A 12,273-nucleotide genomic window follows, 5' to 3' on the forward strand; every position below is an offset into this window, starting at 1 on the left:
GTAAATCCTTTTAATTTTATTATTTTGTTATGGAGTCCTTTTTATAAGTGTTGAATGCAACACTTTAATCTGCCATCTTTTTTCGTTTCTTACCGCAATGATTGTTTCCAACCAGTGGATAGTTGTTTTTTGCCCATTTCGTATTATTTCCGAATGGAGATTATAGGATGTCCAAGCGGTATTTTTAGTAACGGTTGTACTGATAAAATCAAATTTATTAATCCGATTAAAATCGGTTGCGGTGTTTAATTTTATTGCTTTCCGAATTAAGGTGTCGCAATTCCAAACCTCTCCATATTCGTATAATACCAAATCGGAAGCGCTTACTTTTTTTAAGGCAATTGAATCCCTGTTAGACAAGGCTTCAAAAAATTCCACAACTGTTTTCTGCACTTCTAATTGGTCTTTAGAAAGAACTTTTTGTGCCTTTGCTAAAGTTGAAGTAGCGAGTAAAATGATTAATAATGTTAGCTGTTTCATTTTTATATTTTATAAATAACTCAGCCACCATTTTTCTTTATTCGATTGTTTATAGTTATCGAATTTTTTGCATAATGGATAAAGCAAAAGAATAACTACAATCCAAACGAGGTAAACAGTTATCAGATTAAAACCATATCCTTTTAATGCTTCGACTTTGTTAATAAATGTTGGCAACACCAAAGCATTCCAGCCAAATCCAGTAAAGTAAGCCGCAAAAGCGGCTAATAAATGAATTAGATAAATGTGTAGTATATAATAGAAGAAGGGAACTCTTCCGAAGATACAAAAGAAATTGACAACTTGACCTTTTAATTTATCGGCATTTGCTAAAAAGAGAAATGAACTGCCCAGAGTAATCAGCAAGTACAATAATGATGGCGGATATTTGCTAACATTGAAAATAGACATCAGCGTTTTGGAAGTATCACCATAATTGGTCCACTGAACTAGATCTCCATATTTATTGATGGCAATCAGAATAAAAAATAACAGCAAACTTCCAATTCCCAAGCCATTTAATAGTCGCTTTCTTTTTTGAGCATTAAACGAACTGTCATAAAGCGCACCAAAGCAATATCCCAATGCCATTACTGCAATCCATGGGATTAATGGATAAGCGAAATTTATAAAATAACCTTCTGTCCATTCAAACTTTTGACGGTCGTGCAACATTGCCCACAAATAGCTTCCCTCAAAATGAGTGTTATCGAGTAAATTATGTCCAAAAATAATGAGTATGCTAAAAGCCAGTATGACTTTTTTAGGCAGATGAATTAATGCAGCCAATACAATCATACTTATACCTAATTGCCAGATGGTTTGCAGACCAACGTGTCTGAATTGGATGTCGAATTTCCATGCAAAATTGACAATGATTATTTCGACAAAAACCAACCATAGTCCACGTTTGAACAAGAAGCCTGATAATTCAGCAGGCGATTTTCTTTTGCCAATCATAAATGCCGAAGTTCCTGCTAAAAAGCTGAATGCCGGTGCGCAAAAATGAGTGATAAATCTTGTGAAAAAGATCGGCCATGAAGTTTGTGTTGGATCGGTTGGGTCAAAAAAGAAAGCCGAATAATGGAAATAATCCCTAACATGATCGAGCGCCATGATTACCATTACCAGACCTTTCAAAAGGTCGATGGATTGAATTCTGATTTTTGTAATGGTCGTCATAATTTATTCTGTGCCTGAAAGTTAAGAAAAGTTTTCATTTCATTCTACATTAAAAAAACCCACAAGACGCTTGAAATCCTGTGGGTTTTTAGCAACACTAATTAGTATTATTTAGAGCTCAAATCAGCACGATAAAAAATTAACTCACTCCAGCTGTCGCTCGTATATTCTCTAATATTATCAATGTAAAGATCAAAAGATCCTTTGCCGTGAACTTTTTCGTAAGTTTCTTTGAATGGTTTTCTAAAGCCTTCTGTTTTTTCTTTTAATCCTTGTTTAAATCTTCTGGCAAGAGCAAATTGCGGAGCGCCTGAAGCATTAACCTCGTATACTGCAACAGATATTCCGTCTGCAGCCCATACTTTTTTCAGATTTTTAAGCATTGTTAGCACTTTGGCTCCACAACCTGGTTTTGGATAGATGTGATTAATTTGAACTTTATCAGAGTAATCGCCAACAGCTACTGTGCTTAATGAATCGATATACACAGAATAACCACTTGAACCTCTATCAGTTAAAAAAGGTGTTACGCTTTTGTTCCAGTCGTTGTTGTGTGCTTCATTGATATCGCCGCGCACGTCTTCTGACTCCCACGTTTTTGGCCCTTCTACAACATGATAACCTCCGGCGTCTGGACCGGAAGCGATTTCAAAAACACGCCATTTAACATCACCTGTGTGGTACTTTTGTGCATGATTTGCCAATGCTTTTTCAAATTCAAGCACCTTGTCAACTTTTGGAAATATGCGATTGGTAGAAATCACATTTTTGTTTTGGCTTATACCTAAAAATGGGATAAGCAATAACAGAAGAAATAGGGACTTAATCTTAAGTTGGAAATTGTTTTTCATGATTATTGGTTTTTTATGTTAATAGAATCATTGTTAATTCTACATCTAAATAACTGATAATCATTGATGGTAAAAAGCAGGTTAGGACGAAACAGTTTAAAAACTGTCCGAAACGTAGGTTTTATTTATCGGAGGAAGAAAAAAGAAAATAGATGAAAGAGAATAGATTTAAGAATAGTAATGAATGGTAAATTCATAATTCATTTATGCGGCTTTCATTTTAAAATCGAAAATAAGTTTAGTTCCGTTTTGGTTTTCTTCGGTCATGGTTCCGTTGAGTTGTTGTGTAAGAAGCGAAATGAGTTGTCCGCCAAATCCAGTTCCCTGAGTAACTCCCGATTTGCCAACACCATTATCGGCTACTTCAAGTCGGAGAATATTGTTATCCTGCTTATGGAGTTTGATAGTGATGGTTCCTTTTTCTGAATTTGGGAAAGCATATTTGATGCAATTGGTCAAAAGTTCATTAACGATTAATCCAAGTGGAACGGCAGTATCAATGTCTAAATCGAGATTTTCCATTGCCAGTTGCAAGTCGATGCGTTGTTCTGCACCAAAGCTGTCGAGAATGCTTTCGCTCAAATTTAAAAAGTAATCCTTCATCTCTACGGCTCCAAGGTTGGTGCCTTGATAGAGTTTTTGATGCACAATACCTATGGAGTTTACACGGTTTTGTCCTTCGGTCATGGCATCTTTAGTAGTTGCATCGTCAATTTGTGCTGATTGCAAGGCGAGCAAACTTGAAACGACTTCGAGATTGTTTTTTACACGATGATGAATTTCTCTAAGCAGTAATTCGTTTTCTGCATTTTTCAAATCCAGCAATTGGTTTTTAGTTTCTAAATCGTCATTTAAATGAGCCAATTTTTTATTATTACTCTGTTTTATATAGTAAATTCGATATAGTGCAATCAGTAATAGAATTACGATTATGAGGATAATAGTGAATATAGTTTGCTGTTGCTGCTTTTGGGATAACTTTTTGTCTTGTGCTAACAGGTTTATTTGGAGTTCATTTTCCTTTAAACTTCTGTCATTGATTTCTTTTTCATAATTCAGACTTTCTGCTTCGTAATTTTTAAAATAGAATAAGGCATTTTTATAATCTCCTTTTAATTCATAGGTTCCAGCAATAAATCCAAGAATGTCAAGTGCCCGTTTTCTGCTTTGCAACATTTTATAGTTTTGATAACACTTTTTATAAAAATTAATTGCATCATCATATTTTTCCTGATTGCTGCTGATATCTCCTAATATACCATAGGCATAAGGAATATTAGCGTTTTTAGTAATGCTATAGCGAGCATAAATTTCTAATGCCTTCAAAATATTTTCTTTGGCTTGATTGTATTGTAATTCGGAAATTTTCGATTGATTTTTAAGTGGATAAGTATTCAAATCTCTTCCAACAGCACTATAATACCATGCATGACTTTGGGGTTGCTTGATGTACTGTAAAACAAATTTTATTTTGTTATTATATACATCTATAGAATCACTATTGACATAAGAATAGTACAATACCAAACCTCTGTAAATTTTGTAAAGCATCAACGCGTTATTCCTAATTCCTTTATTTTCGTATGCCTTACAACTTTCTCTAAGGTTGGCTAATGCTAAATCCTTCCCATCATAAGTTCGATATCTAAGATAAAAATATCCTTTGGATGCTTTCGCCTTTGCAATGTCATCTTCTGATTTAAACTCTGAGGACAATGCTATTGCTTTTGAAACTAAGTTAAGTGCTTTTTTGCTTTCGCCATTTTCCAGTTTAATTCCGGCCCAAGCATACAAATAATCGAATTCCAATTGAATATTCGGTTTATTTTTCTTAGCAAGTTCTACATATTTCCAACCTATGTTTCCAATAGAATCTAACGTATTGTATGTTTCATTTATTTGCAGATAATCAATTCTCTTTAAATATACTGAAGCTATTTCTTCGTAAAAATGACTTTCATTTTGTTTTAATATACTTATTGCTTTTTCATAATAATAAACACTTTTCTTGTAATTGTATTGTGGCATATCTTGATACCACATAGCCTTATTAATAAAGTCATTACTAATTTTTAAAAGATTTGAATTGCTTAACGCACTATTGTTTTGACATAATGCTACATTATACATGATTAGTACTATATATAGCAATTTCACTCTCATTTTAGGGGTTATATTTTTTGAATGTGTTGTAGCAATTGCTTCTTTAAATCGGCACTTATCGGAATGGCTTTTTTGGCAATAACTACATGACTGTTGGCTATTTCATCGATATGAAATAAATTAACGATAAAAGAACGATGGATGCGCATCAGATTATTTACTAGTAGTTTTTCTTCTAAATCCTTTAAAGTTGCCACTAGTAAGTGTTCTTTGTCTTTGCAATGAATTTTACAATAATTTCGCTCGGCTTCAATGTATAAGATGTCTTGAATATTGACTTTCACCATTTTGTCATGACTGCGGACAAAAATAGCATCACTGAGTACAAAATTTTCTTCGGAAACTCCGTTCTCTTTTTTAGTATTTTCTTCTTCAATTCTTAGTATTGTCAACTCAATGGCACGCTGTAAATCGAGTTTTTTGAATGGTTTGGATATAAACGCATACGGATTGACCGCTTTGGCTCTGTTGAAATGCGTTTCATCTGAATTGGCAGTCAGAAAAATAACGGGAATTTTATATTCATGTTGAATTAAATGTGCCAAATCAATTCCATCCAAATCCCCTTTTAGATTAATATCCAGCAAAAGAATATCAGGTTGCTGCTGTCTGATAAGTGGTAAAACTTCTTCTGCTCTTGGAATAATTCCGATAACTTCATATCCTAAATGAGTAAGCTGCAAGGAGATATTTGCTGCAATAATCATTTCATCTTCTACGATAAGAATTTTTATTTTTTCTTCCATAAAAACAAAGGATGCAGTTAAATAATTAAGAAATGCACTAAAAATTATTATAAATATACTATAATAATTTAATTCGGGTTAAATTTTTTAACTAACAGTAAATGAGTACGTCTGCCGGAGTTGGTTTGTTAAGTCTGTTATCAATATATCCAAAAAGTAAAAATCCCAATCTCATTTTAAAACGAGATTGGGATTTTGGTCAATGTTAAATTCTTACTTAGTAATTAAAAATTTCTTCTAAGGATACTTCTTCAATATCGCCTAGTTTTTTCAGGGCTTCAAAATCCAGATTTTCTTTTTTACCAATGATAGCTGTATTGTACTGTTTGGTTTTTACTTCTTTGTTGAAGAATTCATTGGTAGCATCCAGAGTTAAACCTTGTATGTCTTTAAAGATGTCTTTGCGGATATCATAATCGAAACCAAGTTTTTTAAGGTTGATTTGATTAAAGAAAATATTGGTTTTGATAATTCGGCTTGATGCGATTTGTTTCAAACTCGATTCTTTCGCATTGTTAAACTGTTTGTCAATTTTTGGCATATCGGCCAACAAAGCATTAATGGCATCAACAGCTTGTGGTAATTTATTGGCTTGTGTTCCGATTGAAACGGTCATGTAATCGTTGAGGTTTTTGTCAGTTGCCAAACCATAATTAGCACGAGCTGAATAGGCTAATGATTTTGACTCTCTTATTTCCTGGAATACAATAGAAGACAATCCCGAACCAAAGTAAGAGTTGAATACATTAACCGTTCCGGCGATTCCGGCATTGTATTTTGCTCCTTTAGCCACTCGGGTCATTTCTGTTTGAACCATGTCGTAATTGGCAAAATAAACTTTGTTAGAAGTATCCGGTTCCAAATAAACTTTTGGTGCCGGAATAGCTTTGTTTGCACTCAGATTATGGTATTTGTCTAATGCTTCAACCATAGTATTCAAATTAGTTCCGTAGAAAAATATTTGATGCTCATAATTAGTAAGGTCTTTCAGCATGTTAGTAAGCTCGGCAACATTCATTTCTTTTAATTCTTTTTCAGAAATGATATCTCTGAAACGGGAATCTTTACCATATTTAGCATAATTAACTAAAGCGTTTGCGATGCTTTCTTTACGTTTTTTAGCATTCGCTCTGGTGTTTAATATCGTTTCAACGGTAGTATTATAAACGTCTTGATCAGGTTTTACATTTTTCAATAAGTTTTCCAATAATTCAACACCTTTTGGAAGATTATATTCCAATCCGGTAAGCGTTATATAACTCATGTCATTTCCGGCGGAAACAGAATAGGAAACCCCAATTTTATAAAACTCTTTTTTAACCGCTTCGGCACTTAGTTTATCAGTTCCTAAATAGTCTAACAATCCCATTGCCAACGATAGTTTTTTATTGTTATCCGAACCCATATTGAAAATATAATATAGGTTTGAAATAGCGTTGGTGTTATTTTTTACAAAACTGATATTGGTGTTTTTTACTTTTTTGGTTTGTATTTCCTTTTTAAAATCGACAAATACCGGACTTAAATCGGTTGATGTTAACTTTGTAAAGTCTTTGTAAAATTCTGATTGCGAATCTCTGTTTAATTGAACAGGTGTTATTTTTGGGTTAGATACGCGAACTAACTTGTCATTTACGCCTTTTCTTTTATAGATGATTACATAATTGTCTTTGAAAAAATCATTGGCAAATTTTACAATATCCGCTTTGGTGATTTTAGCTAACTCATTGATTTCGGATAAATTTTTCTCCCAACTGATGCCTTGTGTAAAGTTTCTGTAGATGGATGTTGCTAAACCGTCAGCAGATTCATAGGTTTTCATCACATCTAATTTTCTGTTGTTGACAATAGCCTGAATCATCCATTCGTCGAAATCTCCTTTTTTTAGTTTATCAATTTGGGTTAGCAACAACGCTTTACCTTCTTCGAGTGTTTGTCCTTCTTTAGTATTTAGGTTTAATCCAAAATAGCCATATTCATTAAAGGTACTTGAGAAACCACTAGCACTCAAAGCCAGTTGTTTTTGATTGATGTTAAGGTCGATTAGACCAACATCACCAGAGTTAGATAGTAATTCAGAAGTCATGTCGGCCAATAACGCTTCTTTTGTTCCTGTTCCCGATGTTCTCCAAGCCATGGTTAGTCTTTCGGCAGTTGGGCTTTTAACTTCTCTTGAAACGATTGCCGTCATTGGTTTTTCGGTCACTAATTTCTTCATCGGCAATTCTTTATATTTGAAAGAGCCAAAGTATTTATCGACCATTTTGATCGTTTTGTCAAAATCTAAATCACCAACCAAAATCACCGCCATATTATTAGGCACATAATAAGTGTTGAAATAGTTATTAATGGCAACCATTGAAGGATTTTTTAAATGTTCCGATTTACCGATGGTAGTTTGTTGACCGTAAGGTGTATCAGGAAATAAGGCACTCATTAATTCAAAACTAACCAAACGCGCATCGTTGTCCTGAGAACGGTTGAATTCTTCGTAAACGGCTTCTAATTCGGTGTGGAAAAGACGCAATACTAATTCGGAGAAACGCTCTTTTTCGACTATCATCCATTTTTCTAATTCATTTGATGGAATATTGTTTTTATAAACCGTTTCATATAAGTTGGTGTGGGCATTGGTTCCTTTTGCGCCTAAAGAGGAGATGAGTTTGTCATATTCATTGGCTATCGAATATTTTGAAGCTTCCTGAGAAACTTCGTCGATTTGTTTGTAGATAGCTTTTTTCTTTTCAGGATCGGTTTCTGCTTTGTGTTGTTCGTACAAGTCAGAGATTTGAGCGATTAATTTTTTTTCGACTTCCCAGTTTTGGGTTCCGATTTTGCTGGTTCCTTTAAAAACCATGTGCTCTAAGTAGTGGGCTAAACCGGTATTGTCACTTGGGTCGTTGTTAGAACCGGTTTTTACGGGAATATAAGTTTGAATTCTGGGCTCGTCTGTGTTTTGTGCTAAAAATACTTTTAGTCCGTTTTTTAATGTGTACACTCTAAGTCCGGTGTTGTCATTTTTTACAATTTCATAGGTATAACCTTGATTGTCTTGCTTCTTTTCGGTAGTGAATGTTTGCGCTTTGATTGTGCTTACTGCAAGTAATAAGCAACTGGCTAGTATTATTTGTTTCATATTGGTTTAGTTTAGCTCAAAAATAAGGAAACAAATAGTTTTATTCTTAAAAAGAAATGTTAAAAAGAACGTATTGCTGCGTGAAGGATTGAAGCGGAAATCCTTGTTATTGTGAGATTGCCTCGCAAGCTCGCAATGACAAGATTGTAACGGAAAGCCTGACCCTTGTGGTCACGCCATAATAAAAAAATCCCAATCTTTCGACTGGGATTTTCTAATTGTAAGTAAGTTAAATAGATTGTACAAACGTTTATTTTACTTTTTTAAGTACTGCTTTGAAAGCTTCTGGGTGATTCATTGCTAAATCGGCAAGAACTTTACGGTTCAATTCGATTCCGTTAGCTTTTACTTTCCCCATAAACTGTGAATAAGACATTCCTTCTAAACGAGCTCCAGCGTTGATACGTTGAATCCATAAAGCACGGAAATTTCTTTTGTTCACTTTTCTGTCACGGTAAGCGTAGCACATAGCTTTCTCAACCGCATTTTTAGCAACCGTCCAAACGTTTTTACGACGGCCAAAGAAACCTTTGGCTTGCTTCATTATCTTTTTTCTTCTTGCTCTTTTAGCAACTGAATTTACTGATCTTGGCATAATTTTTCTGTTTTTTTGTAGCAGGCGTACCGAATTTAATCAAGGTAACTTTGTGGCCATACTCCAAGGTTATTTAAATAATTTTTTAACCTAAAGAATTTAAAAGTTGTTGGTTTTCGGTTGTTGGTTGCTGGTTTTAAATCCATCAACTATCAACTGTCAACAATCAACTATTTAGATAATTCTTAATTGTTGTTTGATACTTTTCTCATCTGTTGGGTGAACCAACGTAGAGTGTGTCAAAGCTAATTTACGCTTCTTAGACTTTTTAGTCAAGATGTGGCTTTTGAAAGCGTGTTTTCTCTTGATTTTTCCAGAGCCAGTTACTTTGAATCGCTTCTTAGCACTGGATTTTGTTTTCATTTTAGGCATTTTTTCCTAGTTTATTTAATTTAACTTACTTACTTTTTAGCCTCTCCCCAGCCCACTCCAAAGGAGAGGGAACGGTGAGTGTTATTTTGCAAAACCTTTATTCCCCTTTTGGGGGTTAGGGGGCTTTACTTTTTCTTTTTCGGAGCAATGAACATAATCATTCTCTTTCCTTCGAGAACCGGCATAGCTTCTACTTTTCCATGTTCTTCTAAATCCTGAGCCAAACGCAGTAACAGAATTTGACCTTGTTCTTTATATATGATAGAACGTCCTTTGAAGAAAACAAATGCTTTCAATTTAGAACCTTCTTTAAGGAATTTTTCTGCGTTTTTCCTTTTAAATTCGTAGTCATGTTCATCAGTCTGTGGTCCGAAACGGATTTCCTTCACAGTGATTTGAGTAGATTTTGCCTTTAGTTCTTTTTCACGCTTTTTTTGCTGATAAATGAATTTTCCATAATCCATTAATTTACAAACCGGTGGAACTGCATTTGGAGAAATTTCTACCAAATCTACTTCTTGCTCTTCAGCTAAGCGTAATGCATCCGAAAATTTGAACACTCCGGGTTCAATATTTTCTCCTACCAGACGAACTTCTGAAACGCCACGGATTAATTCATTTATCCTGTGGGCCGCGGTTTTTTCTACTCGAGGTTGATAACCTTTGTTGTTTCTAATTGCTATGACTTTATTTTTTTAGTTAAACTTCAAATGTTTTTAGCGATTTTCCTATTTCTTCATTTACCATTTTGGCAAAATCATCAATAGTCACTGTAATATTTCCTTTTCCTTCCTGCCCTTGACGACGTACAGAAATGGTTCCGCTTTTTGCTTCTTCCTCACCAACTATCAGCATATACGGTATTTTTTGAACTTCCGCTTCTCTGATTTTCTTTCCAATCGTCTCGTTGCGGTTGTCAATTAGGGCGCGAATTTCGTGATTTTCTAGCAATTCTAAAACTTTTTTTGCATAATTTTCATATTTCTCGCTCAAAGATAGGATAATTGCTTGCTCAGGCATCAGCCAAAGCGGGAAATTTCCTGCGGTATGTTCAAGTAAAATTGCAATAAATCTTTCCATCGAACCAAAAGGCGCTCTGTGAATCATAACCGGTCTATGTAGCTTATCATCAGCACCTTTATAAGTCAGTTCAAAACGCTCAGGCAGGTTATAATCTACCTGAATTGTTCCTAACTGCCAACTTCTTCCCAAAGCATCTTTTACCATGAAATCCAGTTTCGGACCATAGAAAGCAGCTTCGCCATATTCAACTACAGTATTCAGATTTTTATCGCGTGCCGCATTGATAATGGCATTCTCAGCTTTTTCCCAGTTTTCATCACTTCCGATGTACTTATCTCTGTTTTCTTTGTCACGCAAAGAAATCTGAGCCGTAAAGTTTTCAAATCCAAGTGAACCAAAAACATATAATACCAAGTCGATTACTTTCTTGAACTCAGCATCCAATTGATCTGGCGTACAGAAAATATGCGCATCGTCTTGAGTAAATCCACGGACACGAGTTAATCCATGCAATTCTCCACTTTGCTCGTATCTGTAAACCGTTCCGAATTCAGCATAACGCTTTGGTAAATCTTTGTATGACCAGGGTTTATTGTTGTAAATCTCACAGTGATGTGGGCAGTTCATAGGTTTCAATAAAAACTCTTCTCCTTCGGCTGGTGTGTGAATTGGCTGGAAACTATCAGCACCATATTTTGCATAGTGACCAGAGGTAACATACAATTCCTTTTGCCCAATATGTGGCGTAACTACTTGTTCGTAACCCGCTTTTTTCTGTGCTTTTTTCAAAAATTGCTCTAATCTATCACGCAAAGCTGCACCTTTTGGCAACCATAATGGCAAACCTTGTCCCACTTTTTGCGAAAACGCAAACAATTCTAATTCTTTTCCAAGTTTTCTATGATCACGACGTTTGGCTTCTTCTAATAATTCCAAATAATCCGTCAAATCTTTTTGCTTTGGAAATGAAATTCCGTAAACACGTGTCAACTGCTTATTCTTTTCATCACCACGCCAATAAGCACCGGCAACACTCATGATTTTCATCGCCTTAATTATTCCGGTATTCGGAATATGACCACCACGACATAAATCAAAAAAGTTGGCATGATCGCAAAACGTAATTGTTCCGTCTTCCAAATTCGAAATCAATTCGGTTTTATATTCGTTGTTTTTATAAATTTCCAAAGCTTCAGCCTTAGAAACCGGACGCATTTTAAATTCGTGTTTTTCTCTCGATACTTCTAAAACCCTGTCTTCAATAGCTTTAAAGTCGGCATCGGTAATTTTTTTATCACCAAAATCAACATCATAATAAAAACCATTGTCAATTGCCGGCCCAAGCGTTAACTTAATTCCCGGGAATTGCTCCTCAAGAACCTGTGCCATAACATGCGAAGTCGAATGCCAGAAAGCTTTTTTACCTTCTTTGTCATTCCACGTATACAATATTAAAGAACCGTCTGTGGTTAATTGGGTTTCCGTTTCAACTGTTGTACCATTAAAAGAAGCCGAAATCACATTTCGCGCTAATCCTTCACTGATGCTTTTCGCAACATCCATCGGAGTCGTACCTTTCGCAAACTCCTTAACCGAACCGTCAGGTAGTGTAATCTTTATCATTCCTAAAATTTTATGGACTGCAAATATATAAGATTAACAAAACACATACAATATTAGTAGTACAATATATTAAAGTATTTGTAGCAGCACACCTTTTCCTTG

General features: G+C 34.8%; 10 protein-coding genes. All 10 read right to left on the minus strand.

The window, feature by feature from the left end:
- Window positions 1–27: 27 nt before the first annotated feature.
- On the minus strand, window positions 28–480 hold the full coding sequence (locus tag L1S35_RS10250) for a DUF4440 domain-containing protein (protein WP_236400321.1): 453 nt from the start codon (window positions 478–480) through the stop codon (window positions 28–30).
- A 9-nt stretch (window positions 481–489) separates the two neighbouring features.
- Window positions 490–1,662, minus strand: coding sequence for an acetyltransferase domain-containing protein (locus L1S35_RS10255; protein WP_236400323.1), 1,173 nt, complete (start codon window positions 1,660–1,662; stop codon window positions 490–492).
- A 107-nt stretch (window positions 1,663–1,769) separates the two neighbouring features.
- On the minus strand, window positions 1,770–2,513 hold the full coding sequence (locus L1S35_RS10260) for a hypothetical protein (RefSeq protein WP_236400324.1): 744 nt from the start codon (window positions 2,511–2,513) through the stop codon (window positions 1,770–1,772).
- A gap of 204 nt (window positions 2,514–2,717) precedes the next feature.
- A complete protein-coding gene (locus tag L1S35_RS10265) occupies window positions 2,718–4,643 on the minus strand; it encodes a histidine kinase dimerization/phosphoacceptor domain -containing protein (protein WP_236400326.1) in 1,926 nt (641 codons plus the stop codon).
- A gap of 41 nt (window positions 4,644–4,684) precedes the next feature.
- The gene (locus L1S35_RS10270; RefSeq protein ID WP_236400328.1) at window positions 4,685–5,422 is read right to left on the minus strand and encodes a LytR/AlgR family response regulator transcription factor; all 738 of its coding nucleotides are present in this window, start codon (window positions 5,420–5,422) and stop codon (window positions 4,685–4,687) included.
- Window positions 5,423–5,639: 217 nt separating this feature from the next.
- Window positions 5,640–8,558 carry a M16 family metallopeptidase gene (locus L1S35_RS10275; RefSeq protein ID WP_236400330.1) on the minus strand — a complete coding sequence of 973 codons (2,919 nt, stop codon included), beginning with the start codon at window positions 8,556–8,558 and terminating at the stop codon, window positions 5,640–5,642.
- A 250-nt stretch (window positions 8,559–8,808) separates the two neighbouring features.
- On the minus strand, window positions 8,809–9,153 hold the full coding sequence (gene rplT / locus L1S35_RS10280; RefSeq protein ID WP_126745177.1) for a 50S ribosomal protein L20: 345 nt from the start codon (window positions 9,151–9,153) through the stop codon (window positions 8,809–8,811).
- 174 nt (window positions 9,154–9,327) lie between these two features.
- Window positions 9,328–9,525 (minus strand): 50S ribosomal protein L35, encoded by a 198-nt coding sequence (gene rpmI, locus L1S35_RS10285; protein ID WP_035678477.1) that lies wholly within the window; start codon window positions 9,523–9,525, stop codon window positions 9,328–9,330.
- A 125-nt stretch (window positions 9,526–9,650) separates the two neighbouring features.
- On the minus strand, window positions 9,651–10,148 hold the full coding sequence (gene infC, locus L1S35_RS10290) for a translation initiation factor IF-3 (RefSeq protein WP_236400345.1): 498 nt from the start codon (window positions 10,146–10,148) through the stop codon (window positions 9,651–9,653).
- Window positions 10,149–10,224: 76 nt separating this feature from the next.
- The gene (gene thrS / locus L1S35_RS10295) at window positions 10,225–12,171 is read right to left on the minus strand and encodes a threonine--tRNA ligase (protein WP_236400331.1); all 1,947 of its coding nucleotides are present in this window, start codon (window positions 12,169–12,171) and stop codon (window positions 10,225–10,227) included.
- Window positions 12,172–12,273 lie beyond the last annotated feature (102 nt).

The organism is Flavobacterium anseongense, from assembly GCF_021608185.1.
GTDB lineage: Bacteria > Bacteroidota > Bacteroidia > Flavobacteriales > Flavobacteriaceae > Flavobacterium > Flavobacterium anseongense.

Bases quoted from the DNA above. Each gene is read 5' to 3' on its own strand.
- L1S35_RS10260 (WP_236400324.1), bottom strand. From the start codon at position 2,513: ATGAAAAACAATTTCCAACTTAAGATTAAGTCCCTATTTCTTCTGTTA.
- L1S35_RS10255 (WP_236400323.1), bottom strand. From the start codon at position 1,662: ATGACGACCATTACAAAAATCAGAATTCAATCCATCGACCTTTTGAAA.
- thrS (WP_236400331.1), bottom strand. From the start codon at position 12,171: ATGATAAAGATTACACTACCTGACGGTTCGGTTAAGGAGTTTGCGAAA.
- rpmI (WP_035678477.1), bottom strand. From the start codon at position 9,525: ATGCCTAAAATGAAAACAAAATCCAGTGCTAAGAAGCGATTCAAAGTA.
- rplT (WP_126745177.1), bottom strand. From the start codon at position 9,153: ATGCCAAGATCAGTAAATTCAGTTGCTAAAAGAGCAAGAAGAAAAAAG.
- L1S35_RS10265 (WP_236400326.1), bottom strand. From the start codon at position 4,643: ATGTATAATGTAGCATTATGTCAAAACAATAGTGCGTTAAGCAATTCA.
- L1S35_RS10275 (WP_236400330.1), bottom strand. From the start codon at position 8,558: ATGAAACAAATAATACTAGCCAGTTGCTTATTACTTGCAGTAAGCACA.
- L1S35_RS10250 (WP_236400321.1), bottom strand. From the start codon at position 480: ATGAAACAGCTAACATTATTAATCATTTTACTCGCTACTTCAACTTTA.
- L1S35_RS10270 (WP_236400328.1), bottom strand. From the start codon at position 5,422: ATGGAAGAAAAAATAAAAATTCTTATCGTAGAAGATGAAATGATTATT.